We start from the raw sequence: 26947 nt of genomic DNA on the forward strand, positions 1-26947 counted from the left end.
AACGTGTGTCCACCCCAAACCGACAGACAAAAGACGTAAAAAAAAGAGACCCAGCGCACCATGATCACGAATTTTGCCCCAACCAAGCCCAGGAAAAAATCGTCCGGCAACCGCTCCATGGGCGGCTATCCCTCAAGCGAAGAGGGCAGCACCAGGGCGAAGCTGCCCCCAAACGCCCTGGACGCGGAAGAGTCCATCCTAAGCTCTGTCCTCATCGACAACGACACCCTGGTGGATGTCATCGAGATGCTGACCCCCACGGACTTTTACAAGCCGGCCCATGAGAAAATCTTCGAATCCATGGCCGAGCTCTTTGCCCGGTCCGAGCCGGTGGATATCGTGACCCTGGCCAACCGGCTCAAGGAAAAAGGGCAACTCGACGAGGTGGGCGGTGCCGCTTATCTTTCCCAGCTGGTGGACCGTGCCCCCTATTCGGTCAACGCGGTAAAACACGCCGAGATCATCCGTGACAAGTCGTCCCTGCGGCGCATGATCGAAACCTGCTCGCATATCATCAACGACTGCATGGAAGAACAGGGCGCCGTGGAGTCCATCATCGACACGGCGGAAGGGTCCATCTACGAGATTTCCAACTCGAAGATCAAGCCCTCCTTTTCCCACATCAACGACCTGATCAACAGCAACATCACCACCCTTGAAGAGCGCCAGAACAGCGGCAGCGACTTCACCGGGGTTCCCACGGGATACACCCAGGTGGACAAACTCACCTCGGGCCTCCAGAAAACCGACCTCATCATCCTCGCCGCCCGACCCAGTATGGGCAAAACCGCCTTTGTTCTCAACCTGGCACGAAACGTGGCGGTGCTTGAAGAGAAGCTGGTGGCCATCTTCTCCCTTGAAATGGGGTGTGAGCAGCTCTCCATGCGACTGCTCACCGCAGAGGCCCGGGTCAACTCAGAAAAACTCAAGAGCGGCACCATCGGCGCCGAGGACTGGGAACGGGTCACGGAAGCCGCCGGGGTCATCAGCCAGGCGCCCCTTTACATCGACGACACCCCCAACATCAGCGTCATGGAGATCCGGGCCAAGTGCCGCCGCCTCAAGGCCGACCGGGAACTGGGCCTCATCATCGTGGATTACCTCCAGCTCATGCGGGGCTCCGGCACCACCGGGGACCGTCGAGACCTGGAGATCGCGGAAATATCCCGATCCCTCAAAGGGCTCGCCAAGGAGATGGACGTTCCGGTCATCGCCCTCTCCCAGCTGAACCGTATGCTGGAGCAGCGTGCGGAAAAGCGGCCCCTCCTCTCGGACTTGAGGGAATCGGGCTCCCTGGAGCAGGACGCCGATATCGTCGCCTTCATCTACCGTGACGAGGTGTATAATAAGGAAGAGAATAACCCCAACAAAGGCAAGGCCGAAATCATCGTCGCCAAAAACCGTAACGGCGCCGTGGGCACGGCCCACCTCACCTTCATCGGCAAGTACACACGATTTGAAAACGCCGCCATCGGCGATTACGCCCTTCCGGACAGCGAATGAAAAAAGTACACGGACACACCGACGGCCTGAAGGCCAACCAGAAAAAACGCCTGGAATCCCTCTACCGGCGCCGCCTCCCCCAGGGGTACGCGGTCAACGCCGAGCTGGCCCATGAGCTGGCCGCCATCAGCCACGACATCCGAAGGCAGGTGGCCGTCCTGGTGAGCCGGGCCGGCAAGGTGGAGTTTGTCATCGCAGGGACCCCGGACCAGATCTACATCCCGGAGCTCAAAGGCTACACCCCCCTTCCAGGGCGGCTCCTTGGCCTCCGGTACATTCACACCCACCTCAAGGAAGGCGAAGGCCTGACCCGGGACGACCACACCGACCTGGCCCTGCTGCGCTTCGACCTCATGGCCGCCGTCACCCTCACCCCCGACGGATCGGTGCACAGGGTCCACACCGCCCATGTCACCACCGGCGACTCAGGGGAACCCACCCGGGAACTTCCCCCCATGGCCCCGGGCCATCTCCGGGACGACCTGGACGCCATCGTGCGGGAGGTGGAAGAGGAACTGTCCCGCAAAGAGCGGGTCCTGGCAGCCGGAGACGCCGAAGAGCGGGCCATCCTGGTGAGCGTGACCACACGCCCCAGAAAAGAGGCCATGGGCTCCCTCAGGGAGCTCGAAGAGCTGGCCAGGTCCTGCAACATCGATATTATGGAGACGGTCCTTCAGATCCGCAAAAAAAGCGATCCCAAGCACCTCCTGGGAAGCGGTAAGCTTAACGAAATCACCATCGCCGCCATGCAGAAAGGGGCCTCCATCCTCATCTTCGACCAGGAGCTCTCGCCTGCCCAGATCCGGTCCATCACCGACCAGGTGGAGATCAAGGTCATTGACAGGACGCAGATGATCCTGGACATCTTTGCCCGCCGCGCCCAGACCCGGGAAGGCAAACTCCAGGTGGAGCTGGCCCAGCTCAAGTACATGCTGCCCCGACTCATCACCTTGAACACCGCCATGAGCCGCCTCACCGGGGGCATCGGCGGCAGAGGCCCCGGCGAGACCAAGCTGGAGCTCAACAGGCGCCGGGTGAGGGACCGCATCACCACCTTGTCCAAGCAGATCGAAAGCGTTAAAAAACAGCGCGGCCAGCAGCGGGCCAGGCGCAACCGGAAAGGGGTGCCCGTGGTCTCCATCGTGGGCTACACCAACGCGGGGAAATCCACGCTCTTAAACACCCTCACCCAGAGCCGGGTGCTGGCCGAAGACCGCCTCTTCGCCACCCTGGACCCGTCCAGCCGTCGCCTGCGCTTTCCCAAAGACATCGAGGTGATCATCACCGACACCGTGGGGTTTATCCGGGACCTGCCCAAAGAGCTCATGGTCTCCTTCCGGGCCACCCTGGAAGAGCTGGAATCGGCGGATCTTCTCCTTCACATCATTGATGCGTCCAACCCCCAGTGCGAAAAGCAGATCGAGTCCGTGGAGAACATCCTGGCCGATTTGAAGCTCGACACCATTCCTGTCCTCAAAATTTTCAACAAAATGGACCAAACGGACGAGGAGCGGCGCGAAGGGCTTTCAAGGGAGCACGGAGGCCTGTTCATTTCCGCCCTCAACCGGGCCACCTTGACCCCGCTGCTCCACCGCATCGAAGACCAGATCGAGACCCTTATCACGGACAACCTCCCGGATGAGGACCCAGACCCCGAGGAGTAGCCTCGCAACACAAGATATGCTGTCATGCACCCTGTGCCATCATAGATGTTGACTCCCCGGGACAAAAAGGATACATGTGATAGCCATGAACATGGAAGCAATTAAAAATACGGCCCTTTCCGCCGCTTTCAAAGGGGGAAGAATCCTCTCCTCCATGTACGGAAGCTCCTTCCGTATCGACCGGAAAGGCCGCATCGACCTGGTCACCGAGGCGGATACCGCCTCTGAAAAGGCCATCATCGAGACCCTGTCCCACCAGTTTCCCGACCACGATATCCTGGCCGAGGAGAGTGGGGCCACAGCAAAAAAAAGCCCGTACCGATGGGTCATCGATCCCCTGGACGGCACCACGAACTTTGCCCACGGCCTGCCCCTGTTCTCCATCGCCATCGCGTTTCAGGCCCACGGCGAGACCCGATTCGGAGCGGTGTTCAACCCCGTCACCGAAGAACTCTTTACGGCAACAAAGGGCGAAGGCGCATTTCTCTGCGGCCGCCGCATCTCGGTAAGCGACACCCCGTCCCTGGAGGAGAGCCTTCTGGTGACCGGGTTTCCCTACAATGTCCGAGAAATCCTGCCCGGGCTCATGCAGCGCTTTGAAGCCTGCCTCGACGCGGCCCAGGGGGTTCGCCGCCTGGGTTCTGCCGCCCTGGACCTCTGTTACCTCGCCTGCGGACGCTTTGACGGCTTCTGGGAAGAGAACCTCAAAGCCTGGGACACGGCCGCAGGAGTCCTCATCGCCCAAGAGGCAGGGGGGAGAGTCACCGGCTTCAACGGAGAGCCTTTTACGCCCGGAGACGCTGAAATGCTTGCCACAAACGGCAAGATTCACCATGACATGATGACACTGTTGACGACACCAACGGCCTGAAGCCCGCGCACACCCGGCTGCGACTGACCCTATCCCGCCCGGATTGCCAGACTGACGCGCCATCAAACCATAAGGGGACCTATGCATAACGATATTGTCTTCGTCCAGAAATCAGAGGCTTACCTCGACTGTTTCGGCAACTTCGACATCAACGACAAAGTGTGCACCAAACACTGTGCCCTTTGCCTGAAATGCATCATCGAACGTGACCAGAACGACCGCATGGAGCTCATCGAAGACCTCATGAACACCGAGGCCATGCCCGCACGGCTCCAGTAAGCAAAACACGACACACCCACTAAAAAAACCCGACAGGACCTCCAAAGAAAACGAGGTGCCCTGGCGGGTTTTTGCTTTTTTGTAACCATTCAGCTCAAAAAAAAACGATGCCTCCGGCGGCACGGTGTGCCACCTTGAAAGCAGGTTGCGGATGCGCTTTGCCCCTCGTTCCTCGGGGCAAATCACATCCACCTTTTAAAGATTTAGCCTCCGGCGGGTCGCTTTTTTGAAAAAAAGCTCCGCAAAAAACGTTCCTCATGAAAAAGTCAAAATTATTTCGACGGAGCCTGAAAAGAATTGCTTAAGACCTGTTTGTCAAACTTTTTAAAAGCTTGGCCCCCGGCAGGGCCGCCGGAGGCAACGCTTTTTCTGCGGCTTTACGCCGTTATATCTCAAAAAATCTTGGACGGATTGAGGATCCCCTTGGGGTCGAAGAGTTTTTTGATGCCCCTCATGATCTCCAGCTCTTTGTCTCCGAGCTCTTTACCGATGTACTCCCGCTTGGTGATCCCCACCCCGTGTTCGCCGGAGAGGGTCCCCCCCAGGGCCAGGGTGTGATCGAAGATCTCGTCGATGACGGCATCGGCCCTGAGCTTCTGCACCGGGTCCTTTTTATCGATCATGACGTTAAAATGGATATTGCCGTCCCCTGCGTGGCCGAAGCTCACCATGGGAAGGCCGTACTCTTTTTTGAGGGATTCGATCTTCTTGACCATCTTGGGAATGGCGCTTCGGGGCACCACGATATCCTCGTTGATCTTATCGGGCCCGAAGAGATAGAGGGCCGGCGACACTTTTTTGCGCACCGTCCAGAGGCGCTTGGCCTCATGGGCATCCCGGGCCTCCTCCACGGCCATGGCCCCGGCTCCCTTGACGATTCCCGCCACCGCCTCAAGGGAGGTGGCCACCTCCGAGGCCGAACCGTCCACCTCAATAAGCAAAATAGAGCGGCACCCCTGGGGAAGATCCAGGTCGGCGATGGATTGCGCGCAGGAAATGGACGCCTCGTCCATGTACTCCACACAGCGCGGCAGGGTTCCTGAGGCAATAATACGGGTGACGGCCTCTGCGGCCTCGTCCATGCTGGCAAAGGAAACCTTCAGGGTGGCGGTGGCCGCAGGCAGGGGAAGAAGCTTGAGCAGGATCCGCGTGATGACGGCAAGGGTCCCCTCGGAGCCCACAAGAAGGCGGGTCAGGTCATACCCCACCACGCCCTTGGCAGTTCGCACGCCGGTATGAACAATCTCCCCCGTGGGCAGGACCGCTTCCACCCCCAGGACATAATCCCGGGTCACCCCGTACTTCACGGCCCGGGGGCCGCCGGCGCATTCGGCCACGTTGCCCCCCAGGGTGGATACCCCTGCACTGGAGGGGTCCGGGGGATAGAACATCCCCTTTGCCTCCACGGCCTTGTGAAAATCGCCGGTGATCACCCCGGGCTCCACCTCGGCGGTAAAATTGTCCGTATCGATCTCGACAATACGATCCATCAGGGTCGTCACCAGGACCACCCCGCCTTCAACCGCCACGGAGCCGCCGGTGGTCCCTGTGCCGCTGCCCCTGGGCACCACGGGAAACCCCAGCTCGCAGGCCAGGGCCAGGGTGCGGGAGATCTCCTCGGCACTGGTGGGAAACACCACCGCATCCGGGATGCATCGCGCATTTCGTGCATCGTACGCGTAGCAGACGCGGTCTTCCTTTGATGTCTTCAGCCGCTCCTTGCCGTAAATGTCCGTAAGGGCCAAGCGGGCCTTTCTCTTTAATTCCATGCCTTCCCCAATTACCAGTACTTCTGGCGGTCCAGCTCACGAAGTCCCTCCTCTTTGAGGCGGACAATTTCATGAGGCTCAATACCCAGGCCGCGGGCAATCACCTCGGCCCGATTCAACTTTTCCAGGATCTCTTTTAATCGCTTTTTCTTTCTATGGTCAGAGCCCCAGACGGGTTCATCCGATGAAATCATAAGACCCTCCAGCTGAAGGTGAAAGGAAAAAACCATTCGCGTCTATGCGATCAATGTTTACGTGGAAGCACAAAAACAACGCACCTTGCAACGGATACCTTTACAGCAAGCCTTTCCCTGCATGGCAAAAATTCCGTCTTAAAAATCGCCGTTTTCGATCTTTCTGGAAAGATATTCGATCTGGTTTCGCATCTGGACCTCCTGGCGGATGTCCTTTTCAATGGTTCCCACCGCATGCATCACGGTTGCGTGGTACCGATTGAAGTTCTTCCCAATGGCCTGAAGGGGCTGGTCGGTGTATCGACGTGAGAGGTAGATGGCCACCTGGCGGGGTTTTACGATGGTCTTTTTTCGTGACTTGGAGACAATATCGGTAGGCGTGATGTTGAATTCACGGCAGACAAGCTTCTTGATCACATCAATGGTGACACGCTTCTTCTTGGTGGCGATGTTTTTCACCACGCTTTCCGCAAGGTCGAGATCCAGGGGAACACCCATCAGGGAGGACTTGGCCGTCACGGAGACCAGGCCGCTTTCCAGCTGCCGGATGTTGTCGGTGAGTTCACCGGCAAGGTACTCGATGATATCCATGGGAAGCTGGTGCCCCTTTGACGCCGCCTTCTTTTTCAAAATGCGGACGCGGGTCCTGAAATTGGGATCTTCGATGGGGGAAATCAGCCCGGAGGTGAACCGGGAGGCCAGCTGCTCATTCATTTTGGGAATGTCGTTGGGCAGGTAGCAGCTGGAAAACATGATTTTCTTGCCGGACTCCATGAGGTAGTCCAGGGTCATGGCCAGCTCAATCTGGGTGCGCTCCTTGCCACCTAAAAAGTGCACGTCTTCCAACAGCAAAACGTCACACTGGGAACGATACTTGTCCTTGAACTGCCCGGCCGTATCGTTTTTGAACGAGCCGATCATTTCGTTGGTGAAGTCTTCCGCCGTGATGTAGTAGACCCGTTCCCCCGGCTTCTTCCGGTTGATATGATGACCGATGGCCTGGGTCAGATGGCTTTTGCCCATGCCCGTATCGGAGAGCAGGAACAGGGAGCTGTTCTGGGTCTGGGTGGACGAGGCAAGGGAGAGAGCCGCAGAATAGGCAAAGTCGTTGTTGCCGGAAACCACAAAGTCATCCAGGGTAAAATCCGGCCGCAGCATGCGACCGCTGTGCATCACGGGGTTGGCCACGTTGGGAATGACCAGCTGGGTTTCCACCTTCTTGAGCCCTTTTTTTACCACCGGGCCACGGCTTGCACCGTTTGTTCCTTTGCGCACATCAAGACAGAGACTGATATCAGACCCCAGAAGGGTTCTTACTTCATCCTGAATCATGGAACCGTAGTGATCCTGAACCCGCTTCTTTGAAAACAAATTGGGGCACGAGACACGAAAGTCATCTCCGCTCCTGTTCTCAAACTTTACAGGTTCAATCCACATTCGGAAACTGTGGCCGGGCAGTCTCTCCTCCAGCACAGCTTTTACATTATTCCAAACCGATTCCATACAGTATGCTCACCAAATAAAAAACAATAAGAGGCTATTCCCTTTACAGGGCTCGTTAGAAAACCACCAAAATTTCTGATTATTCCCGATACATTGCAGAATACCAAGGATAGAAACAGAGGACGGGATCCCCCATAGTGATGTAAATTGGTATTAATCCAACGTGATGACCCCGTCAACCCGAATATCTTCGATTTTCAGGATCCATTGCCCCACGCGCCAACACCACAACAACAACTTGATATAATTATTAATACAAAGAAACAAAACCGCAACCCCCCATAAATATTCCCAATCCTTCAATGTAGGATTTCCCAACTATATTCGAATGATCCGCGATTTCCTTCTCAATATCGACAAACACAAAATCTCTTGTTTCCTGCGCATTGCTCTGATTTGCTCCATTTTTCAGCATACCCACCCCGACAAACCACCCGACCACCTGAAATACTGCACCATTTAGCCCCCTTAGATGGGTTCCCCTTTTTTCTCCCACAGCCCCCGGGAGGGTTCCCCCCAAGAGCCCTATAAAACACCCCTTTACCGGCACCCCCCCAACCTGTTGACACAGGTCCATTCCCTACCACAATATAGGGGATGAGCCTAGGTGTTCCTCCCAAGGCAACAAAACACCGGCGTTCTCATTGGTCCCTCTCTTTCTCTTTTTTGCATTCCCCTGGGCCAACGCTGCTGATATATATATGAGGCAGACGCCCGGTATTCCGCTGTTCGCCTGTTGTCACCATACATATCTCAGGAATCCGGGATGATACGCCTGAACCCTCTGGGTGGCAGTGCCGGGACAGGCCCTGGCCCGCCCATATATAATAAAGGAGAAAACATGACCCAGCCTCCCCTGCTGGCCCTTACCATGGGTGATCCCTGCGGCATCGGCCCGGAACTCGCCGCCAAGGCCTTTCACTCCGAAAAAGCATACGACAACATGCGCCCCTTCCTTGTGGGTGACGAAGAGACCATGATAAAAGCCGTGAAAACCACCGGCGTCCCGTTGACCATCCGCCCCATCCGCACCGCAGATGAGGCGCAGTTCGTCCCGGGCACCGTGGACCTTCTCACGGTCTCGTCCCTTGACCGTGACGAGGTCATCCCCGGGGCTCCCACCGCCCGCACGGGCCAAGCCATGATCGAGGCCATCACCCGGTCCGTGGACCTGGCCCTTTCAGGGGAGTGCGATGCCATTGTCACGGGCCCTATCCACAAGGTGGCCATGAAACTGGCCGGATCTGAATTTCACGGACACACCGAACTCATCGCCACACGAACCCGGGCCAGGGAGTTTGCCATGATGATGGCCGGCGACCGCCTGAAGGTGGTCCTGGTGACCATCCACATCCCCTTGCGCCAGGTCATCGAAGAGCTCACGAGCCCTGTCATCACCGACCTCATCAGCCTGACGGCCCGATCCCTCACCGAGCGATTCGGCGTGACCTCCCCGCGCATCGCCGTGGCCGGCCTCAACCCCCATGCCGGCGAAGAGGGCCTATTCGGAGATGAAGAGAGCCGTCTCATCGCCCCGGCCGTCGAAAAAGCCCGGGCCCTGCACCCGACCTGCACCATCAGCGATCCCATGCCCCCGGACACCGTCTTTTTCAAGGCCGCCGAAGGGCACTACGACGCCGTGGTCTGCATGTACCACGACCAGGGCCTCATCCCCTTTAAAATGGTTCACTTCCACGACGGAGTGAACACCACCCTGGGGCTCCCCATCATTCGCACCTCCGTGGACCACGGCACCGCCTACGACATTGCCTGGAAAAACATCGCCTCGGAAGGCAGCCTCCTCAGCGCCATGGAGATGGCCGCCATGCAGGCCCGGAACCGAGTCCGTTAGCGGACGGCCATTTAACGCGCCACGTCACCGTGGCGCACCATGCCCCTCATCAGGAAGCAAACACACCATGGTTCAACCCGAGATCACAATATCCGGTGCCCGGCAGCACAACCTGAAAAACATCGACGTCTCGTTTCCCAAAAATGCCCTTGTGGTGGTCACCGGGCTGTCGGGTTCAGGGAAATCGTCCCTGGCCTTTGACACCCTCTACGCCGAGGGCCAGCGGCGATACGTCGAGTCCCTCTCCACCTACGCCCGCCAGTTTCTGGGGCAGATGGAAAAACCCGATGTGGACTTCATCGACGGGCTTTCGCCGGCCATTGCCATTGAGCAGAAGAGTTCCTCCCACAACCCCCGGTCCACGGTGGGGACAGTCACGGAGATTTACGATTTCCTGCGACTTCTCTTTGCCAGGACCGGCACCCCGCACTGCCCGACATGCGGCAAAGAGGTGGGGTTTCGCTCCTTGGACGAAATCATCGGAGAGGTCCTTGACGAACCCATGGGCACGCGCATCCTGGTGACGGCCCCCCTTCCCGCCACGGCCCCCGATGCAGCAGCGGCCATGCTCAGGCGATTGAGGCGCGAAGGGTACTCACGTATCCGCGTGGGGACCCGGCTTTACGAACTCGACGACCTCCCCGAAGGGTTCCGCGTGGATGAGTGCCCCTTTGACGTGATCATCGATCGCATCGTCATCAAAGAGGGCATGCGAAATCGCCTTGCAGACTCCCTTGAGCTTGCTGCCCGCACCGCAGGGGGCAAGGCAGGAATCGACCTCCTTGCCGAGGGGAGCTCCTCCGTTCGACACACCATCCTTTACTCCGAAGAAAAGGGGTGCACGGAGTGCGGCATCACCCTGCCCGACTACACCCCGGCCTCCTTCTCCTTCAACTCCCCCCTGGGAGCCTGCCAGCGATGCGGTGGCTTGGGCACCACGGAGGGCTTTGATCCTCAGCTCATTGTGCCGGATGCAGACCTCTCCCTTCGGGAGGGGGCCGTCGCGCCCTGGGCATCGCGAAGCTCTGTGCAATTCGCCGAATTTTTAGACGCCCTCACCCACCACTACGGCACCTCGATCTACACGCCGTTCAGGGATCTTAGCGCCTCGTTTAAACGGGTGATCCTGAAGGGCTCCGGCAAGGAAGCCATCCCCTTCTACTTTGAAAAAAAGGGACGCCGGGTCACCTACGAAACCCCCTTTGAAGGGGTGATCCCGGCCCTTCAAAAGCGCCTGGACGACGCCACCACCGCATCGGAAAAAGAAGATGTACGCCGGTTCATGACCCATCGCCCCTGCACCGCCTGCAAGGGCTCACGGCTTAACGACCTGGCCCGGGCGGTTCGCATCAACAGCCACGCCATCTCAGACATCACCGCCATGTCCGTGGCAAAGGCCCTTGCCACCCTTTCGACCCTCTCCTTTGAGGGAAAGACAGCCCTGGTGGCCGACCCCATCTTGCGGGAACTCAAAAGCCGCCTCACTTTCCTTACCGATGTGGGTCTCTCCTACCTCACCCTCTCCCGGGGCGCCTCCACCCTCTCGGGCGGCGAGAGCCAGCGCATCCGCCTGGCCACACAGATCGGGTCAAAGCTCTCCGGAGTCCTCTATGTCCTGGACGAGCCCAGCATCGGCCTGCACCAACGGGACAACAGGCGCCTCATCGACACCTTGAAAAAAATCAGGGACCTTGGCAACACGGTCCTTGTGGTGGAACACGACACCGACACGATCTACGCCGCCGACCACCTCATCGACATGGGGCCTGCCGCCGGTATCCGGGGAGGGCAGGTGGTCTACTCCGGCCCACCGTCCGGCATCACCGCCTGTGACGACTCCCTTACCGGCCTCTACTTTTCGGGTCGCAGGGGCATCGAGCCCCCCCTGGTGCGCCGCCCCCATGAAAAGGGCTGCCTGACCCTCTCCGGGGCCTGCGCCAACAACTTAAAAGACGTCACCGTTGATTTTCCCCTGGGGACCCTCACCTGTGTCACCGGGGTCTCGGGGTCGGGCAAGTCCACCCTGGTGCTCACCACCTTGAAGCGGGTCCTCTCCCAGAAACTGTCCGGAGCCAAAGAACGCCCCGGTGAGTACTCCCGCCTTGAGGGCCTGCCCCTGGTGGACCGGGTCATCGGCATTGATCAGTCCCCCATCGGCAAAACCCCGAGATCCAACCCCGCCACCTACACAGGGCTCTTCAACGCCATCCGGGATATCTTTGCAAAAACCAAGGAAGCAAAGGAGCGAGGCTACAAGCAGGGACGGTTCAGCTTTAACATGAAGGGTGGGCGCTGCGAAGCCTGCCAGGGAGACGGCATCGTCAAAATCGAGATGCACTTTCTCCCCGATGTCTATGTCCCCTGCGATGTCTGCGCCGGAAAACGCTACAACCGGGACACCCTTGACGTACGCTACAGGGGAAAAAGCATCGCCGATGTCCTGGACATGACCGTCAACCAGGCCTTTGAATTCTTCAAAAGCTACCCCGTGCTGCGGGCCAAGCTGGAAACCCTCATTGAGGTGGGCATGGGCTATATCCACCTCGGCCAGTCCGCCACCACCCTGTCCGGGGGAGAGGCCCAGCGAATCAAGCTTGCCAGGGAGCTGTCCAAAAAAGGGGGCGGCCACACCGTCTACATCCTTGACGAACCCACCACCGGACTTCACCTGGAGGACATCAGGAAACTCATGCTGGTGCTCAACCGGCTTGTGGATGCGGGAAACACCATCCTCATCATCGAACACAACCTGGATGTCATCAAATGCGCCGACCACGTCATCGACTTAGGGCCTGAAGGCGGCGAAGGCGGCGGCGACATCGTGGCCATGGGCACCCCGGAAGAGGTGGCCGCCAACCCCCGGTCCATCACCGGGCGCTACCTGAAAGAATCCCTTCCCCCGCGCCCTTGACGTCACAACAAAAAAAGCCGTCCCACCCCTTTTCGGGTGAGACGGCTTACCATACAACATCTGTACCTATTCAGCGTATACCTCCGGCGTCCCTGCCGGGGGCCAAACGTTTAGCCTGATTTATAAAACCGGGTTTGACAAACAGGTCTTAAGCAAGCCTTTCCAGGCTCCGCCGAAATAAGTTCCACTTTTTCACATTAGAAACGTTTTTTGCGGAGCTTTTTTTCAAAAAAGCGACCCGCCGGAGGCAAGCTGAATAGTTACAAAAAATCTAACAAACCTGCCCCCCTAAAAAACTACCTGATTGAATTTCGCCTTAAAGGCGGATGTGCTTTGACCCGAGGGACGAGGGGCAAAACGCATCCGCAACCTGCTTTCAAGATGGCACACCTTGCCGCCGGAGGCTTCTTTATTAGAGCTAAATAATTTTGTGGGACCCTGCGGTCAGGCCGTTGTGCCGGCGGATGCTTCAGCCTCTGCATCCAGGGGGCTTCCATCCACCTTTCGCATGCGCACCTTGGAGAGAAAGCGAAGGTTGGATTGCCCCAGGGTCACCGTGTCCCCATGGGTCAGTTTCACCGGCTCCTTGCCGACCTTGGTGCCGTTGAGCCTGGGCTTGACAAGGCCGGAGACGTGGTTCAGGTAGTACCCGTCATCGCGCCTCACCACGGTGGCCGCTCGCTTGCCCATGAGAAACCCTTTGACCACCACCTCGTTTGAACGGGCGCTTCCCATGCGGGTGTACCGATTCCCCAGCTCAATGCGCCCCTTGCCCCCCTTTTTAAACACAAGGATAGGCAATGGCTTGGCTGAAATGCCCTTCATCCCCTTTTGCCTGCCGTTTTTAAGATCCGACGTATCGATGGCCATGGTGACGTCCAGGCTGCCCGCCTTTGTGGCCGTCAGGGGCGTTTCATGGAAAGTGACATCTGCCCGATGTTCGGAAAAGAGAAGCTGGTGCTTGCCCACCCCCAGCTCATCGCCGTTTGACAGGGTGGCTTTTTTCACGCGGGTCCCGTTGACATAGGTGCCGTTCTTGCTCTCAAGGTCCGAGACCACCACGTTGTTCTCGCGAAACTCCACCCGGGCATGGAAACCGGAGACGGCCAGGTTGCCGATGATGATATCGTTCTTTTCGTTGCGGCCGATGGACAAGGGGCGACCATACTCCACGGTGTATTGCCGGATCATTTTTCCCTGGTATTTCAATATCAGAAACGGCATGGGTCAGGACTCCAGGATGACAGCACCACCCCCGCCGGAATGCGGGTTGCGATGGGATGGTTGGGGAATAAGGATGCTTAGAAATGGATGCAGCCGATAAAAAAGGGATCATGCCCTGCCGGCTCTGCGAGCTCTCCGGGCTTATCCCTTCACCTTACATACTATATATGATTGGCTTTCAGAGGGTCAAGGGGATCTTTCCGGGCCGCCACAAGCACCTGATATCTCGAAAAAACAACCTTTGGCCATCAGCGGGATAAAAAAAAGGGCCGAATCGTTGAATAAACGATCCGGCCCTTTAAATTCCCTTAGAGACACCGCGGTCTCTCGGAATTAACCGAGAAGCCCTGCGATGGCAGCAGCCTGGGGATGCGCATAGATCAGGATCAGTGCGATAACCAGAGCATAAATACAAAGAGATTCGATCATGGCAAGACCGATGAGCATGGTTACAGTTACTTTACCGGAAGATTCGGGGTTTCTTGCAATCCCTTCAACGGCGGCTTTAAGACCCATACCCTGGCCGATACCACAACCGAAAGCTGCGATGGCGATGGCAAGTGCGGCTGAAAAAGAGCTGACCACGAAGAACTGTAATGCTTCCATTTGTTTCTCCTTAATGTAGAATGTATTGGTGTTCGGCTTCTTCCATTATCCCAATGTATAAGCCGTGTAATCCGAAGGTTGAGCAATGCCGATCAATGTGCGTGTTCCAGAGACCCCTGAAAGTAAATAATGGAGAGAAGGAAGAACACAAAGGCCTGAACAAAGGCAACAAAGATCCCCAGGGCCATGATGGGCAGAGGAGCAAAGTAGAGGCCGGCCAGCATAAACAGGATCCCCAGGACCAGTTCGTGCCCCATCATGTTGCCGAAAAGACGGAACGAGAGGGAGAGAACCCTTGCCAGATGACCGATGATCTCAATGGGCATGATCAGGGGAACCATCCACCAGACAGGTCCCATGAAGTGCTTCACGTATTTTATGCCGTGATACTTCACGCCGATGTAATGAGTGAAACAAAACACCACCAGGGCACAGGCTGCGGTGGTGTTCAAGGTGGCGGTGGGGGGAAAGAATCCCGGCACCAGACCGATCATGTTGGAGACAAAAATAAAAATGAAAATCGTGGCTGCAAGGGGTGTAAACCACCGCCCCTCCTCACCCACTGTCTCCACGAGAAAATCTTCCAGCCCGCCGATGACGATTTCAAAGAAGTTCTGCCCCTTGGTGGGTACCAGAGCGGGCTTGCGGGCTGCAACAAAGCCGAAGCCTGCAAGCAGGATCATCACCAGCCACGTGTACATCACATGGGGGTACGTGTGAGCAAAATGATAAAGAGCCCCATTGACATCAAAGAAATCAACCAGGAACAAAAAGGGATGTGCCATCCTTACACCGCCTCCTTAAAGATGAGTTTCATCAATTCGCACACCGTTGCCAGGGTTACACTCACCACGACCACAGAGAGTCCGAGAATGAGCCCCAGCGGGTCCACAAGGTGCTTTGAAATGAGAAAAAAGATTATAACCGCACTTATCAAAAACCTGACATAGTACTTTGCCAGGATCACATTCCCCGATGCGAGCTGCCTGGGACGAAACCCCTTTTCCAGAGTGCGGGAAAGGAGGTGAAAATTGGCTGTCACGATGAGGGCGCCGCAGGTAAGGCCCATGGCCACATCAGCAGGAAAAAAAATGGGTCCCATCACCGCCGCAAGGGCGAGAAGCACCCAATTGGCCCGTGTAACGAACCCTAAAATTCTCTGCTGCACCCCCATGTCAATCTCCCAGTTCGCCTACAGTTTTTTGCTTCTTTTGACCGCCAGAAGAAGATTCCGAAATGCGGCAGCAATACCCAAAACGAGGAAGATAAGCATCAGCACAGGTGTCGTCCCGAAAAACCGATCCAGAAAAATACCAAAGCCGACGCCCAGCAGTATCGAGATGGCAACTTGAAGCCCCAGACTGCTGTAATACGACAACTCCTTGAGTATCTGAGCAATCTCTTTGTTCATGATGTTCCTTCCTCGAACCCGCAGCACAAGACATAACGGAAGCCAACTCAGCCTTGATTCACCTATCACGCGAATTGCTGAAAGTCAATTTTAAAGAGCACTGAACATCATAGTTTTTAAAGACTTATATCACGCAACCCATGAGACATTCAGGTACATCCTAAAATCCCCGACTACGGCTGTCCCCTCTGATCGGGACAGCCCCCGGGGATTCCTTCTCTTTTTTTCTCCAGCCCGAAAGCCGTCATGTACCCACCGGGATCAGACGCACTCTACGCTTCCGCAACCGGACTCCCCGGCCACCTCCCCCACGATGGAAGCCTCCACGCCCAGATCGGTCATGGCGGCAAGGCAGGGCCCGGCCTCACGGGCCGGCAGGGTGATCAGGAGCCCTCCTGAAGTCTGGGGATCAAAGAGAAGGTCCGCAAGATTTCGGGGTACCGATGGGAACACCACAACCGAGGCCCCGCAAAAATCGCGGTTTCGATACGCTCCGGCCGGGAGCAGCCCCATCTCCGCATAGCCCAGGGCTCCTTCCATCACCGGAAGGGAGGAGGCGGACACAACAAATCGTTTTTTCGCGCCCCGCGCCATCTCCAGGGCATGCCCGGCAAAGCCGAACCCCGTCACATCGGTGCAGGCCGTGGGATGAAAGGCCTCAAGGGCTTCGGCGGCCCCCTTGTTCAAGGTGGCGCACACCTGAACCAGGCGACGGGAGGCCTCGGCCCCGGCCACCTGTCCTTTGATGGCCGTGGACAACAGGCCGCTTCCCAGGGGCTTGGTCAGGATCAGGGCATCGCCGGTACGTGACCCGCCGTTTGTAAGCAGGCGATCCGGGTGCACGACGCCGGTCACAGAAAGACCGTACTTGAACTCGTTGTCGTCCACACTGTGCCCCCCCACAAGGCAGGCACCGGACTCATGGATGGTCTCCAGGCCACCGGCAAGGGTCTCGGCCAGTACGGCCTCGGGCAGGCTGTCCGTGGGAAAACAGACAATGTTCATGGCCGTCAGCGGGCGCCCGCCCATGGCGTAGACATCGCTCAGGGAATTGGCCGCGGCGATGCGACCGAAATCATACGGGTCGTCGGTAACCGGCGTCAGAAAATCGAGGGTCTGGATCAGTGCCGTCTCCTCATTAAGCTGGTACACCCCGGCGTCATCGGCCCCTTCCACCCCCACGAGAAGCTCGGGAGGACTGATAACCTTCAACCCCTTTACCACGCGATCCAGGACCCCTGGATCCACTTTGGCCGCTCAACCGGCCGCCTTCACCTTCTCGGTGAGGCGTATCTCCTTCAATTTGTCCGTCACAGCCCCTCCTTGCCCCTATACCTTGATGGTTCGGGCGTCAAACACCGGACCGTCGATGCAGACATGTCGATACGGCGCGTCGTCGCCGCTGGCCTCCACCACACAACCCATGCATGCCCCCATGCCGCAGGCCATGATGATCTCAAGGGAGAGCTCGCACAGCGCAGAGTGCCCTTCCATCAGGTCGGCAACCCCCACCAGCATGGGGTGTGGGCCGCAGGCATACACCTTGGCCGGCCCCTTCTCGCCCAGAAGGCGGGCCATGGGCTCTGTGATACGTCCTTTCTCTCCTGCGGACCCGTCGTCTGTAGTCACCACAACGGGAAAGCCGAGCTCACGGAACGCCTCTTCAGCCAACACATCGCCTCTGGTACGCCCGCCGATAAAGACCGTGTGGTCTGAAGGCGATGCTCCTGCCGCCAGAATGCGCCTGGCCAGAAGCAGCATGGGGGCAATGCCGATGCCGCCCCCTGCAAGGAAGGTGGCCTCTCCGGCCTCAGGCTCGGTAAAGCTGTTGCCCAAAGGCCCGAGCATGCTGAGCACCTCGCCCTCCTTCATGGCGCCATACACCCGGGTGTTGGGGCCCACCACCTTATAAAGAAGGGTCACAACGGTCTTGCCGTCACGGGTTGTCACATCGTGGATGGAGAAGGGGCGCCGCAGGAGGGTCCCGCCTTTTTCCGCCTTGAGCATGACAAACTGTCCCGGTTGGGCCTCTGTGTAACGCGCCGGGGCCTCAAGGCCCATGTGGTAATATCCGGGGCTCACTTCCCGGTTCCATAGCAGGGTGCAATCGCTAAGTTTCATCGTGATTCCATTGGTTGTCGATAGAATTAAGCAGCTGTCGGCTTGATGCCGATAACCGTTGCCATCCGGCCGGTTGTGTGACTCCGCCGGTATGAATAGTAGTGTTCTTCGTCACATCGGGTGCAGAGCTGGGCTGCTGCAATGTTTGAGGCTGCAAGGCCGGCATCGCACAGCTGATCCCGACTGATGGCCCAAAAATCAAAATGGTTGAACCCCACCCGATGGGTGCAAAACACCCTCGGGAGTTCTTTTTTGTAATGCACGAATTCAGCGCAGCAGGGCCCCAGGGAAGGGCCGATACCGGCCAGCAGGTCTTCCGGGCGGCAATCAAAGCGGTCTTTCATTACAGAAACGGTGGCAGAGAGTACCCCCGCCACGCTGCCGCGCCACCCGGCATGGGCATTGGCCACCACCTTCCTCACGGGGTCCACGAGAACCACGGCCTGGCAGTCGGCGGTGAGGATGGTCAACATGGCTCCGGGTCGGTCCGTCACCACGGCGTCTGCTTCCACCGGCCCAAGCTCGGGTCCGGCATGGACATGCACGGCGTTGCCGTGGACCTGGGACAGAACCACAAGGTCACTGCCACCGCTCTCCCGGAGGATCGCCTCCCGGTTGGCCGCCACCGACTCGCCGTCATCGCCGGAGGAGACCCCGGCATTGAGACCCTGAAACGGGCCGGTACTCACGCCGCCCTTGCGTGTAAAACATCCGTGAAAAAGCCAGGACACACTGGAAAGAGCGGGAAAACAATCGTAAACCAGTTCGCCTGAACACCTTCGCTCCATGGAGACCTCCCCTGTATCAACGTGGGTTCGTCACATGCCGGTGTGCGGAGACCCCGTCGAGAAAACCCATGACACCGCACACATCATGCTCTTTCTGTCAATCGCCTGCTGTAACACATGGGGCGCCGTTCTTCAAGACAAGGAACGTGCTCCCGGGCCGTGGTCATGCTCTTTGACTCCATGACGCCCACCACCTCGCCGTCGGCACTCCCCCCATGGGCCAGCTCATCCCCCAAAGGCGACACAACCTGGGAGGCGCCCTTGTAAATCAGGTTGCCGGACCGGCCCACCCGGTTGGCCCCCACCACAAAACACTGGTTTTCCATGGCCCGGGCCTTAAGCAGGGTCTCCCAGTGAAAAAGGCGCGCCGCCGGCCACTGGGCCGGAACCACAAGAATCTCTGCCCCCTCCAGGACCAGCCCCCGGGCCAGCTCCGGAAACCGCAGATCGTAACAGATCATGAGCCCCAGCCGCCCGATGGAGGTGTCGACCACCACCGTTTCACTGCCCGCGGCAAAGTGATGGTCCTCCCCCGTGGGAGAAAAAAGATGGAGCTTTCGGTACGCACCCTTTACCTCACCGTCCCGGTCAACCACATACAGGGTGTTCACCACCCCTGCGTCCACCTCTTCGGGAAGGGAGCCTGCCACCACCATCTTCTCCCTAGCGGCAAAGGCCTGGAGACGGGCCAGAATCTCCGGGGTCTCCCGGGCCATGGCGCCAAGGTTTTTGGTATCAAACCCGCAGCTCCACATCTCCGGAAGCACCGCCAGGTGGCACCCTGCCTCGGCAAGCTTCATCAGCCCATGAAAGGCCCGCGTGAGGTTGGCTTCAAGTCCTCCCTCCACCACATCATACTGAACAACGCCGACCACAACCGCTGGATTCATCTCAACCGCTCCTCACATTAGTGTGTCATATCCCGCCTGGCAAAAACCAGGGCTGAGACCTCGGTGGCCCCGTGCCTCTTTAACAGGGCTGCACAGGCAGCCAGGGTGGAACCGGTGGTATAAACATCGTCCACCAGAAGTACCTTCAACCCCTCAACCATCCGCCCGGGAGCCAGCTCAAAGGCCCCCTTTACATTGGTCAGGCGCGCCCTTCGGGAGAGCCCGGCCTGGGGGGTGGTGGGCCGCCTGCGACGCAGCAGGCGATGACACACCCGAAGACCCGCCTCTTTTTCAAAGGCGGCCAGAAGCACAGACGCCTGGTTAAACCCCCGGGCCTTAAGCCGTTTCCCATGCAGGGGCACCGGAACCACAAGATCAATATCCCACCTTTTCGCCTCCCCGTCCAGATGCGCACGGAGGGCCCGGGCAAAAAGAAGGCGCCCCATGGGGGGCGCCAGAGCTCTCTTGTTTTTGTACTTTAACGCCCGCACGGCCATGGCGGGTCCGCCGTCGTGAAGATACAGGGCCGTCATGCGAAGAAGCGGTCGGTCCGGGTCCATACAGGGCCCGCACAAAGGAGGATCGAAGACCACCCCTGAAAGGGGCTGCCCGCAGGCCGTGCACCGCTGCCCAGAAGGCTCCTGCACCCCCGCACGGCAGGTCGCGCACATCACGTGACACAATTCCCCGTGAAACATGGAGGCCAAATCCCCACTGTGGAGACTCGACGAACCGCCCACCCGCTCCCAGGGAAGCAGCACCCCGCACACCCGGCACCGGGGAGGATACACCAGGCGCCTCACCATGAGCGCCAAAGCCGAAAGCCACCGCCACCGCATCCAGCCCCCTTTTCCTGGTCAACATGAGGAAAAAACATGCCTCCGGCGGCGAGGTGTGCCACCTCGAAAGCAGGTTGCAAATGCGCTTTTCCCCTCGTTCCTCGGGAAAAATCACATTCGCCTTGAATTTAGATTGCCTTGAATCTGTTTTTTCAAAGCTGTTTGTTAAACTTTTTAAAGCCTTAGCCTCCGACAGGGCCGCCGGAGGCATTTTTACATGACTTGGCCGCTCATTTTTCTGAGCCGCCTCTCTGGCGCACCACCTCATACATCACAAGGGAGGCCGCCACCGAGGCGTTAAGGGAGTCCACCGCGCCTTTCAGGGGAATGGAGACGATAAAATCGCACCCCTTTTTGACGAGGGGACGCAGCCCCTTGCCTTCGCTCCCCACCACGATGCCCACAGGGCCCGTAAAATCGCCCCCGAAAAGAGAGCTGTCCCCATCGGCGTCAAGGCCCGCAAACCAGAGCCCTTTTTCTTTGAGCTCCTCCATGGCCTTGGCCAGGTTAGTGACTACGGCCACGGGCATATGCTCCAGGGCCCCGGCCGACGCCTTGGACACAAGGGAGGTGAGCTGGGCCGACCGATCCTTGGGCACCACCACCCCGTGGGCACCGGCACAATGGGCCGTGCGCACGATAGCCCCCAGGTTCCGGGGGTCCTCAATGCTGTCCAGAAGCACAAGAAAGGGCTCTTCCCCTTTTTTTTCCGCCACCTGAATCAAATCTTCCGGTGCGATGCCGGGCAAGGCGCCGGCGTCAAGGGCTGCCCCCTGATGATGACCGGTGCCGCAAAGCCCTTCAAGGGCCTCTGCGTCCACCCGCTTGACCGGCACACCTTTGGACTGGGCAAGGGACTCCAGTTCATCCACCCGCCGGTCCCGACGGCCCGAGGCAAGGATCAACTGGCGAATCTGTCGCCTGCCCGCCTTCAAGGCCTCCATGACGGGGTTGATGCCATACAGCAGATCCGCTGAAGGCTTCGGCCTTTTCCCCTGTTTTTGCTGTCTCATCAGGCATTCACCCCTTCACGGCATCCCTTGACCACAGCCACAAAGGCGGCCACGGCCTCTGCCAGGTCATCGTTGACGATCACATGGCGGTAAAAATCACGCTGATCCATCTCACCCACGGCATTTGCCATGCGTTTTTCGATGGTCTCAGGGGAGTCGGTCCCACGTTTTTCAAGGCGCGCCCGAAGTTCGTCGACAGACGGGGGCATGATAAAGATGGTCACGCACTCAGGGAGTGCTTCACACATCTGACGGGCACCCTGCACGTCGATATCCAGAAGCACATCGATCCCTTGCGCCACGGTCGCCTCCAGGGTCTCCAGAGAGGTCCCGTAATAGTTGCCGTGCACCTCGGCCCACTCGGCCATGAGACCTTTGGCGATGCGCTCCTGAAAGGCCTCGCGGGTAACGAAGTGATAGTCTCTTCCATCCTCTTCCCCCCCCCGGGGAGCCCGGGTGGTGTGGGAGATGGAGTAAGTGATGTCGGGACAGACCGTGAGGAGTTCCTGACACAAAGTGGACTTTCCGGCACCCGACGGCGCCGATACGATATAGATATTGCCTCGTCGTTTCAAAATCTCTCCTGAGACGGCCTACTCGGCCTTCTCCTCTTTCCCACCGTCCCTGAGCTGGGCGTAGCGCTGGGAGATGGTTTCCGCCTGGATGGCCGAAAGGATCACATGGTTGCTGTCCATCACGATGATGGAACGGGTCCGCCTGCCGTGGGTGGCGTCCACCAGCCGCTTGTCATCCTTGGCGTCGTCCTTCAACCGCTTCATGGGTGCCGAGTTGGGAGAGACAATGGCAATGACACGCTCCGCCACCACGCTGCTCCCAAAACCGATATTCAATAACGCCTGTTGTTCCATAATCATTTCCAAAGGATAAAGTGCATGAAAAAGACAGCCTCCGGCGGCCAGGGGATGATCCCCTGGACCCCAGGTTGCGAATGCTCTCCCCCCCTCGTTTCTCGGGGAGAAAGCATTCGCGAAGATTTTCATAAAATCACTTTAAAGCTGTTTATCAAACTTTTCAAAAGTTTGGTCCCCGGCAGGGCGGCCGAAGGCTTTTTTTTATGATCCTACTCGATATTCTGAACCTGCTCGCGCATCTTTTCGAGTTCGGATTTCACCGAGACAATGGTGTGGGCAATATCGGCCTTGCCGATTTTGGAGCCCATGGTGTTGAACTCCCGGTTGAACTCCTGAAGAAGAAAGTTCAGCTTTCTGCCCGCCTCCGCGTCCCCTGCCATGATGGCGCGGAACTGAACGATGTGGCTCCGGGCCCGGGTGATCTCCTCGGAGATATCGCTTCGATCTGCCAGAAGGGCCGCTTCCTGGGCGATACGGGCCTCGTCCACCTCCACGGCTCCGCCGCAGAGGGTGGCGATGCGATCCATGAGGCGATCCCGGTAGATGGCCGGAAGGGCACCGGCCCCTTCCTCGATGGCATCAAGGGAGCTCTCTACGATGGCCAGGCGCTCATTCAGGTCATCGGCGAGGAACCCGCCCTCTTTGGCCCGCATGGCGTCCAGCCCCTCAAGGGCTTCCGTCAGGCACCCCTCCACCACCTGCCAGTGGTGATCGAAATCCGTCTCGATCTCTTTGGGAACCACCAGGCCGTTGATGTGCAGAAGCTGATCCAGGGTGACGGCTGCCTCGATTCCCGCGGCCTCGGCCGCTTCCTTCAAGGCCACGCCATAGGCACGGGCCTTGGCCGTATCCGCCTCATAGGCGATGGCATCATCGGCTTCGTTGCGGATCACCACACGGGTTTCCACCCGGCCGCGCTCAAGGCGAGAGGCGATCACGCCGCGCACCTTCTCTTCAAACCGGCTGTAACCGTGGGGAACTTTGATGTGGGTATCCAAAAAGCGGCTGTTGTAACTGCGAAGTTCCACTTCGGCCGTAACGCTGCCGTCCATTTTCTCCGCCCGCGCATAGGCGGTCATGCTTTTAACCATGGGGGTATTCATTCCTTAAATGTGTGATGAAGCAAGGCGTCGTATCGCCTGCGGACATCTGTCAGAAAATCAATCATCAACGGCTCGGTGTAATCGGGAAAGGTCCAGGGAAGAGGACGAAACGCCCCCGCCCTGTATACCAGGGTCAGATCCGCAAAGATCCCTTTGCCGATGCAGACCCTGTGGGCATGATCCTTGGCCGTTGCCAACAGGAACCGGGCGTTCAGGAGAAGCCCGGGATCGATATTCACTCTCCGCCTTGCATTGATTGAAAATGCATCTTCCAGGGCGTTGGTACGCCCCTTGATATCGGCCAGGGTCTCCTGGCCGACGAGCCGGGAAAAGGAGAAGACCCGCCTGAAAAGAGGGCCGCCCATTTCCGCTTCGTAGTACGAGGTGTCACTGAAGGGCATCCAGCAGCTCACCATATCCGCAGGACCGAACCGATCCACCAGGGCGCCTGCGACGCCTGGCAACAGGCCCTTCTCCTCCGTAAGCACGCCGATAACCAGCTTTGCAGGCAACATCTCTGCCGGTCGCATGGCTTACGAAAGGGGCTTGGCCTCTTCGGCCAGCATCACGGGAATGCCATCCCTGATTTCATAGACAAGCTTGCAGGCCCCGCACACCAGGCCGTCTCCGGCTTCATTGAGTTCCACCTTCTCTTTGCACTTCGGGCACGCCAGAATGTCGATGAGTTCCTGAGAAATCGTCATGTGTTTATCCAATCCTAATGTGTGGTGTATTGATATCATCGCGAGTCGTTAAACACACAACCTGTGGACCACAGGCCTCACGGCTCGTACGTGAAAAATCCGGCCGGAGCAGGCAGAGGACTCGAGCAAACGTAGGCAGACAGGGTTCCGCGGGAAGGCCTCTCCCCGGGCCGATATCGGCCTAAGATATAAGCGGGTTGCCCCTTCACCACATGGTGTGTTGTTCGATGGATCCCTGCGAGTTCCCCACCCTTTTCCTACAAATTCATATCTATACCAGATGGGTCAACCCCATGCAATTCCCATTTAAATTGACACACCCAACCGCTTCTCTTATCATGACTGGTTTGTTGTGACCTTTAACCCTTTTCCGGTGACCGCAGGCCCCTGCCGCCACCCCGGAGCCCGTCATCCATGACCCTTTCTCGATTCGTCACAGGCCTTACCCTTTCGGCTTACAACCTCCTCTGGAAGGCTGCCGTGCCCCTGACGCGAAACCACAAGCGCCTCAAGGAAGGGTATGACCAGCGCACCCTCATGGAGAATCGGCTCACCCCCTCGGACATCTGGATCCACGCCGCATCCGCGGGAGAAGCGTATATCGCAGCCGAACTGGTGGCGGAGTTGTCCGGCCCGGAAGCCCCCTCCATTCTCATCTCCACCCACACCCGCCAGGGGCTGGAGGTCCTTGAAAAACGGCTCGCCGACATCGAAGCCCCGAGGGCGACAGCCTGCTACGCCCCCTTTGACGCCCCGAGCCTCATGGACAAGGCGTTTCAACAGGTGGCCCCACGGCTTCTTGTCCTCGTAGAGCTTGAACTCTGGCCGGGAATGCTTGCCGCAGCAAAAAAGCACGGGACAACCGTTGCCATCGTCAACGGCCGCCTGACCCCGTCAAGCTTTAAGGGCTATGCCCGCGCCAAAGGCTTGCTGGCGCCCCTGGCCCCGGATTTCATCTCAGCCATCTCCCCGGAAGACGCCCAGCGGCTGTCCCGGCTCTTTCCGAGCACCCCGGTTGAGGTCATACCCAACATCAAATTTGACAGAATCCCGTCCCTGGATGAGCCCGCTGCTCCGGTGCCGTCCCTGTTTCCCGGAGCCGAAGCACGTACCATCTACCTTCTGGCCTCCGTGCGGGAAGAGGAAGAAGACGCAGTGGCAGACATGTGCCGAGAAATCCTTGCACGGGACAAAAGCGCCCTCATCGCCTGGTTCCCTCGCCACATGGAGAGGGTGGAGCCCCTGTGCCTATACCTTGAGGCCAGGCACCTGGCCCCTGCTAAGCGGTCCTGCTGCCGGTCCTTGGATACCGCCACCTCCCTTATTGTCTGGGATCGGTTCGGCGAGATGGGAGGGGCCTTCTCCTGTGCCCGCGCCGCCTTTGTCGGCGGCAGTTTTGCAGACCTGGGCGGCCAGAACATGCTAGAACCCCTTGCCGCGGGCCTTATCCCTGTCATGGGCCCTTCCTACAGCAACTTCGCCTGGGTAGGAGACGACCTCAGGAACGCAGGGCTGCTGATCCTCTGCACAACCACGGGCGAAGCCGCCGAACACCTTGTCCGCCTTGCCCGGGAGCCCCGGGGTGACAACAAAATCCTGAAGCGATTCGAAAGCCTCATCGCAACCCGCCGCGGAGGCACGGCAGCCACCTGCAAGCATCTCACACGCCTGGCGGGGCTGTAATAAACGGATAAAACCGGAATGTGTGTGCAGCTTGCCGCGCCATAGCCTTTAGGCAACGGTAGCAGCTGAATGGTTATCCCCGATATCCGGCACCACCTCAGGCACGCACACCCGCCGTGACAACAAGCCTTCACCTGGCCGAAAAGGGGTGGTATACTGCCCTGCAACAACGATAATGCGTGCTGAAACCGAAGAACACCATTGAGGTATTCGATCCTGATTTCCCATGGCCAGCACGCCACAGAGAGCATACGTGGGGCGACGCCACGTTCCCCGGACGCGACCGAGACGGTCACGCCGTGATGTTAACTATTTTCAATAGAGATACCCCATGCCCTCATCCATCCCATGCATCGGCATCATTCCGGCACGCTACGACTCCTCTCGGTTCCCCGGAAAGCCCCTGGCCCTTATTGCCGGTAAACCCATGTTCCAACGCGTCTACGAGCGGGCCTCAAGCTGTCCGTCCATCACCCGGGTTCTCCTGGCCACCGACGACAACCGTATCTACGAGGCGGCAAGAAAAGCAGGCGTGCCCGTGGTCATGACCTCCGCCGCTCACCACAGCGGCACCGACCGCGTCCTTGAGGCGGCCAGAACCATCAACGCACCGGAGCATGCCGTCATCGTCAACATTCAGGGAGACGAGCCGGCCCTTGCCCCGGCCATGCTCACCGAGCTCACCGCCCCCTTCTTCACCGACCCGTCCATCCGGGTCACCACCCTGGCCACCCCCATCTCCGCAGGGGAGGCCCAAAATCCCAACCGCGTGAAGGTGGTCACCGATGAGGCGCAGCGCGCCCTTTACTTCTCCCGCGCCCCCATCCCCTACCCCCGGGATGAAGACTTTGACGGGTACCTGGGCCACGTGGGGCTTTACGCCTTCCGCATGGAAACCCTGGAACTGTTTTCCACCCTTCCCCAAGGCACCCTTGAGCAGGTGGAAAAACTGGAACAGCTCAGGCTCCTTGAAAACGGTATTCCCATGCATGTCGGCATCACTTGCCACCAAAGCCTTGGGGTGGACCATCCCGATGATATCCCCATCGTGGAGGACCTTCTCCGGCAAACGCCCGAACAGTAGGCGCACACTCCATTTAGGTTACGGACGGCAACCTCTTCACCTGTGTTGCACAACCCCAATCAC

29 protein-coding genes are annotated in these 26947 nt (G+C 58.5%); 9 read left to right on the top strand and 20 right to left on the bottom strand.

The window, feature by feature from the left end:
* The first annotated feature begins 60 nt into the window (after nt 1-60).
* The 4 genes from dnaB to BLQ12_RS00870 all read left to right on the top strand — a co-directional run bounded on the left by dnaB (nt 61) and on the right by BLQ12_RS00870 (nt 4317).
* On the top strand, nt 61-1503 hold the full coding sequence (gene dnaB, locus BLQ12_RS00855) for a replicative DNA helicase (protein WP_319016577.1): 1443 nt from the start codon (nt 61-63) through the stop codon (nt 1501-1503).
* On the top strand, nt 1500-3167 hold the full coding sequence (gene hflX / locus BLQ12_RS00860; protein ID WP_092207330.1) for a GTPase HflX: 1668 nt from the start codon (nt 1500-1502) through the stop codon (nt 3165-3167). Before dnaB ends, hflX begins: the two co-directional genes overlap by 4 nt.
* Before the next feature lie 85 nt (nt 3168-3252).
* Nucleotides 3253-4038 (top strand): inositol monophosphatase family protein, encoded by a 786-nt coding sequence (locus BLQ12_RS00865; protein WP_092207332.1) that lies wholly within the window; start codon nt 3253-3255, stop codon nt 4036-4038.
* Between the two features lie 81 nt (nt 4039-4119).
* Entirely contained in the window at nt 4120-4317 is a 198-nt protein-coding gene (locus BLQ12_RS00870) for a hypothetical protein (RefSeq protein ID WP_092207334.1), read from the top strand.
* Nucleotides 4318-4709: 392 nt separating this feature from the next.
* On the opposite strand, the gene BLQ12_RS00875 is transcribed toward BLQ12_RS00870, so the two are convergent.
* From BLQ12_RS00875 to BLQ12_RS27240, 4 genes are all read right to left on the bottom strand, one after another.
* Complete coding sequence (locus BLQ12_RS00875; protein WP_092207336.1) at nt 4710-6086, bottom strand: FAD-binding oxidoreductase; 1377 nt, start codon at nt 6084-6086, stop codon at nt 4710-4712.
* Nucleotides 6087-6097: 11 nt separating this feature from the next.
* A complete protein-coding gene (locus tag BLQ12_RS00880) occupies nt 6098-6280 on the bottom strand; it encodes a hypothetical protein (protein WP_139163794.1) in 183 nt (60 codons plus the stop codon).
* A gap of 138 nt (nt 6281-6418) precedes the next feature.
* Nucleotides 6419-7783 (bottom strand): chromosomal replication initiator protein DnaA, encoded by a 1365-nt coding sequence (dnaA, locus tag BLQ12_RS00885; protein ID WP_092207340.1) that lies wholly within the window; start codon nt 7781-7783, stop codon nt 6419-6421.
* A 250-nt stretch (nt 7784-8033) separates the two neighbouring features.
* Nucleotides 8034-8198, bottom strand: a complete 165-nt coding sequence (locus BLQ12_RS27240) for a hypothetical protein (RefSeq protein ID WP_175469410.1) — start codon at nt 8196-8198, stop codon at nt 8034-8036.
* A 426-nt stretch (nt 8199-8624) separates the two neighbouring features.
* Here BLQ12_RS27240 and pdxA point away from each other — a divergent pair, with 426 nt between their 5' ends.
* Together pdxA and uvrA are read left to right on the top strand one after the other, a co-directional pair.
* Nucleotides 8625-9635 carry a 4-hydroxythreonine-4-phosphate dehydrogenase PdxA gene (gene pdxA / locus BLQ12_RS00895; protein WP_092207344.1) on the top strand — a complete coding sequence of 337 codons (1011 nt, stop codon included), beginning with the start codon at nt 8625-8627 and terminating at the stop codon, nt 9633-9635.
* A 67-nt stretch (nt 9636-9702) separates the two neighbouring features.
* Nucleotides 9703-12546 carry an excinuclease ABC subunit UvrA gene (gene uvrA, locus BLQ12_RS00900; protein ID WP_092207346.1) on the top strand — a complete coding sequence of 948 codons (2844 nt, stop codon included), beginning with the start codon at nt 9703-9705 and terminating at the stop codon, nt 12544-12546.
* Between the two features lie 444 nt (nt 12547-12990).
* Here the strand turns inward: uvrA and BLQ12_RS00905 are convergent, their stop codons facing one another.
* From BLQ12_RS00905 to BLQ12_RS00965, 13 genes are all read right to left on the bottom strand, one after another.
* On the bottom strand, nt 12991-13770 hold the full coding sequence (locus BLQ12_RS00905) for an FHA domain-containing protein (protein ID WP_092207348.1): 780 nt from the start codon (nt 13768-13770) through the stop codon (nt 12991-12993).
* A 333-nt stretch (nt 13771-14103) separates the two neighbouring features.
* Nucleotides 14104-14376, bottom strand: a complete 273-nt coding sequence (atpE, locus tag BLQ12_RS00910) for an ATP synthase F0 subunit C (RefSeq protein ID WP_092207350.1) — start codon at nt 14374-14376, stop codon at nt 14104-14106.
* 92 nt (nt 14377-14468) lie between these two features.
* Nucleotides 14469-15161 (bottom strand): F0F1 ATP synthase subunit A, encoded by a 693-nt coding sequence (gene atpB / locus BLQ12_RS00915; RefSeq protein WP_092207352.1) that lies wholly within the window; start codon nt 15159-15161, stop codon nt 14469-14471.
* 2 nt (nt 15162-15163) lie between these two features.
* Nucleotides 15164-15550 carry an ATP synthase subunit I gene (locus BLQ12_RS00920; RefSeq protein WP_092207354.1) on the bottom strand — a complete coding sequence of 129 codons (387 nt, stop codon included), beginning with the start codon at nt 15548-15550 and terminating at the stop codon, nt 15164-15166.
* A gap of 18 nt (nt 15551-15568) precedes the next feature.
* Nucleotides 15569-15787 carry an AtpZ/AtpI family protein gene (locus BLQ12_RS00925; RefSeq protein ID WP_092207356.1) on the bottom strand — a complete coding sequence of 73 codons (219 nt, stop codon included), beginning with the start codon at nt 15785-15787 and terminating at the stop codon, nt 15569-15571.
* A gap of 261 nt (nt 15788-16048) precedes the next feature.
* Nucleotides 16049-17089 (bottom strand): selenide, water dikinase SelD, encoded by a 1041-nt coding sequence (selD, locus tag BLQ12_RS00930; RefSeq protein WP_092208117.1) that lies wholly within the window; start codon nt 17087-17089, stop codon nt 16049-16051.
* 27 nt (nt 17090-17116) lie between these two features.
* Nucleotides 17117-17908, bottom strand: a complete 792-nt coding sequence (locus BLQ12_RS00935) for a dihydroorotate dehydrogenase electron transfer subunit (protein WP_092207358.1) — start codon at nt 17906-17908, stop codon at nt 17117-17119.
* A 26-nt stretch (nt 17909-17934) separates the two neighbouring features.
* Entirely contained in the window at nt 17935-18696 is a 762-nt protein-coding gene (pgeF, locus tag BLQ12_RS00940; protein ID WP_092207360.1) for a peptidoglycan editing factor PgeF, read from the bottom strand.
* An 83-nt stretch (nt 18697-18779) separates the two neighbouring features.
* Nucleotides 18780-19586 carry a nitrilase-related carbon-nitrogen hydrolase gene (locus tag BLQ12_RS00945; protein ID WP_092207362.1) on the bottom strand — a complete coding sequence of 269 codons (807 nt, stop codon included), beginning with the start codon at nt 19584-19586 and terminating at the stop codon, nt 18780-18782.
* Between the two features lie 17 nt (nt 19587-19603).
* On the bottom strand, nt 19604-20425 hold the full coding sequence (locus tag BLQ12_RS00950; protein WP_092207364.1) for a ComFC family protein: 822 nt from the start codon (nt 20423-20425) through the stop codon (nt 19604-19606).
* A gap of 230 nt (nt 20426-20655) precedes the next feature.
* Nucleotides 20656-21438: a 23S rRNA (guanosine(2251)-2'-O)-methyltransferase RlmB gene (gene rlmB, locus BLQ12_RS00955; RefSeq protein WP_092207366.1), complete on the bottom strand. Its 783-nt coding sequence runs from the start codon at nt 21436-21438 to the stop codon at nt 20656-20658.
* Complete coding sequence (gmk, locus tag BLQ12_RS00960) at nt 21438-22013, bottom strand: guanylate kinase (RefSeq protein ID WP_092207368.1); 576 nt, start codon at nt 22011-22013, stop codon at nt 21438-21440. The genes rlmB and gmk overlap by 1 nt, the downstream gene beginning before the upstream one ends.
* Nucleotides 22014-22031: 18 nt before the next feature.
* Nucleotides 22032-22307: a DUF370 domain-containing protein gene (locus tag BLQ12_RS00965; protein WP_092208119.1), complete on the bottom strand. Its 276-nt coding sequence runs from the start codon at nt 22305-22307 to the stop codon at nt 22032-22034.
* Between the two features lie 24 nt (nt 22308-22331).
* On the opposite strand from BLQ12_RS00965, the gene BLQ12_RS00970 reads away from it, so the two are divergent.
* The gene (locus tag BLQ12_RS00970) at nt 22332-22517 is read left to right on the top strand and encodes a hypothetical protein (RefSeq protein WP_092207370.1); all 186 of its coding nucleotides are present in this window, start codon (nt 22332-22334) and stop codon (nt 22515-22517) included.
* 2 nt (nt 22518-22519) lie between these two features.
* On the opposite strand, the gene BLQ12_RS00975 is transcribed toward BLQ12_RS00970, so the two are convergent.
* Genes BLQ12_RS00975 through BLQ12_RS00985 form a run of 3 tightly spaced genes read right to left on the bottom strand, consistent with a single transcriptional unit; the run spans nt 22520 to nt 24117 of the window.
* Entirely contained in the window at nt 22520-23401 is an 882-nt protein-coding gene (locus BLQ12_RS00975; RefSeq protein ID WP_175469411.1) for a YicC/YloC family endoribonuclease, read from the bottom strand.
* 8 nt (nt 23402-23409) lie between these two features.
* Nucleotides 23410-23943 (bottom strand): DUF4416 family protein, encoded by a 534-nt coding sequence (locus BLQ12_RS00980; RefSeq protein WP_092207374.1) that lies wholly within the window; start codon nt 23941-23943, stop codon nt 23410-23412.
* A gap of 3 nt (nt 23944-23946) precedes the next feature.
* Nucleotides 23947-24117, bottom strand: coding sequence for a Trm112 family protein (locus BLQ12_RS00985; RefSeq protein WP_092207376.1), 171 nt, complete (start codon nt 24115-24117; stop codon nt 23947-23949).
* 414 nt (nt 24118-24531) lie between these two features.
* On the opposite strand from BLQ12_RS00985, the gene BLQ12_RS00990 reads away from it, so the two are divergent.
* Together BLQ12_RS00990 and kdsB are read left to right on the top strand one after the other, a co-directional pair.
* On the top strand, nt 24532-25800 hold the full coding sequence (locus tag BLQ12_RS00990) for a 3-deoxy-D-manno-octulosonic acid transferase (protein ID WP_092207378.1): 1269 nt from the start codon (nt 24532-24534) through the stop codon (nt 25798-25800).
* A 331-nt stretch (nt 25801-26131) separates the two neighbouring features.
* Nucleotides 26132-26884, top strand: coding sequence for a 3-deoxy-manno-octulosonate cytidylyltransferase (gene kdsB, locus BLQ12_RS00995; RefSeq protein ID WP_092207380.1), 753 nt, complete (start codon nt 26132-26134; stop codon nt 26882-26884).
* The last annotated feature ends 63 nt before the right edge of the window (nt 26885-26947 follow it).

Source organism: Desulfoluna spongiiphila, assembly GCF_900101345.1.
Taxonomy (GTDB): domain Bacteria; phylum Desulfobacterota; class Desulfobacteria; order Desulfobacterales; family Desulfolunaceae; genus Desulfoluna; species Desulfoluna spongiiphila.

Coding starts and splice junctions, on each gene's coding strand:
- BLQ12_RS00985 (WP_092207376.1), bottom strand. CDS start 24,117: ATGACGATTTCTCAGGAACTCATCGACATTCTGGCGTGCCCGAAGTGC.
- atpE (WP_092207350.1), bottom strand. CDS start 14,376: ATGGAAGCATTACAGTTCTTCGTGGTCAGCTCTTTTTCAGCCGCACTT.
- pgeF (WP_092207360.1), bottom strand. CDS start 18,696: ATGGAGCGAAGGTGTTCAGGCGAACTGGTTTACGATTGTTTTCCCGCT.
- BLQ12_RS00920 (WP_092207354.1), bottom strand. CDS start 15,550: ATGGGGGTGCAGCAGAGAATTTTAGGGTTCGTTACACGGGCCAATTGG.
- uvrA (WP_092207346.1), top strand. CDS start 9,703: ATGGTTCAACCCGAGATCACAATATCCGGTGCCCGGCAGCACAACCTG.
- BLQ12_RS00975 (WP_175469411.1), bottom strand. CDS start 23,401: ATGGTTAAAAGCATGACCGCCTATGCGCGGGCGGAGAAAATGGACGGC.
- BLQ12_RS00905 (WP_092207348.1), bottom strand. CDS start 13,770: ATGCCGTTTCTGATATTGAAATACCAGGGAAAAATGATCCGGCAATAC.
- BLQ12_RS00865 (WP_092207332.1), top strand. CDS start 3,253: ATGAACATGGAAGCAATTAAAAATACGGCCCTTTCCGCCGCTTTCAAA.
- atpB (WP_092207352.1), bottom strand. CDS start 15,161: ATGGCACATCCCTTTTTGTTCCTGGTTGATTTCTTTGATGTCAATGGG.
- BLQ12_RS00965 (WP_092208119.1), bottom strand. CDS start 22,307: ATGGAACAACAGGCGTTATTGAATATCGGTTTTGGGAGCAGCGTGGTG.
- BLQ12_RS00980 (WP_092207374.1), bottom strand. CDS start 23,943: ATGCGACCGGCAGAGATGTTGCCTGCAAAGCTGGTTATCGGCGTGCTT.
- BLQ12_RS00925 (WP_092207356.1), bottom strand. CDS start 15,787: ATGAACAAAGAGATTGCTCAGATACTCAAGGAGTTGTCGTATTACAGC.
- BLQ12_RS00875 (WP_092207336.1), bottom strand. CDS start 6,086: ATGGAATTAAAGAGAAAGGCCCGCTTGGCCCTTACGGACATTTACGGC.
- BLQ12_RS00935 (WP_092207358.1), bottom strand. CDS start 17,908: ATGAAACTTAGCGATTGCACCCTGCTATGGAACCGGGAAGTGAGCCCC.
- BLQ12_RS00945 (WP_092207362.1), bottom strand. CDS start 19,586: ATGAATCCAGCGGTTGTGGTCGGCGTTGTTCAGTATGATGTGGTGGAG.
- dnaA (WP_092207340.1), bottom strand. CDS start 7,783: ATGGAATCGGTTTGGAATAATGTAAAAGCTGTGCTGGAGGAGAGACTG.
- rlmB (WP_092207366.1), bottom strand. CDS start 21,438: ATGAGACAGCAAAAACAGGGGAAAAGGCCGAAGCCTTCAGCGGATCTG.
- dnaB (WP_319016577.1), top strand. CDS start 61: ATGATCACGAATTTTGCCCCAACCAAGCCCAGGAAAAAATCGTCCGGC.
- BLQ12_RS00950 (WP_092207364.1), bottom strand. CDS start 20,425: ATGCGGTGGCGGTGGCTTTCGGCTTTGGCGCTCATGGTGAGGCGCCTG.
- BLQ12_RS00880 (WP_139163794.1), bottom strand. CDS start 6,280: ATGATTTCATCGGATGAACCCGTCTGGGGCTCTGACCATAGAAAGAAA.
- BLQ12_RS27240 (WP_175469410.1), bottom strand. CDS start 8,198: ATGCTGAAAAATGGAGCAAATCAGAGCAATGCGCAGGAAACAAGAGAT.
- kdsB (WP_092207380.1), top strand. CDS start 26,132: ATGCCCTCATCCATCCCATGCATCGGCATCATTCCGGCACGCTACGAC.
- BLQ12_RS00990 (WP_092207378.1), top strand. CDS start 24,532: ATGACCCTTTCTCGATTCGTCACAGGCCTTACCCTTTCGGCTTACAAC.
- BLQ12_RS00970 (WP_092207370.1), top strand. CDS start 22,332: ATGAAAAAGACAGCCTCCGGCGGCCAGGGGATGATCCCCTGGACCCCA.
- pdxA (WP_092207344.1), top strand. CDS start 8,625: ATGACCCAGCCTCCCCTGCTGGCCCTTACCATGGGTGATCCCTGCGGC.
- BLQ12_RS00870 (WP_092207334.1), top strand. CDS start 4,120: ATGCATAACGATATTGTCTTCGTCCAGAAATCAGAGGCTTACCTCGAC.
- hflX (WP_092207330.1), top strand. CDS start 1,500: ATGAAAAAAGTACACGGACACACCGACGGCCTGAAGGCCAACCAGAAA.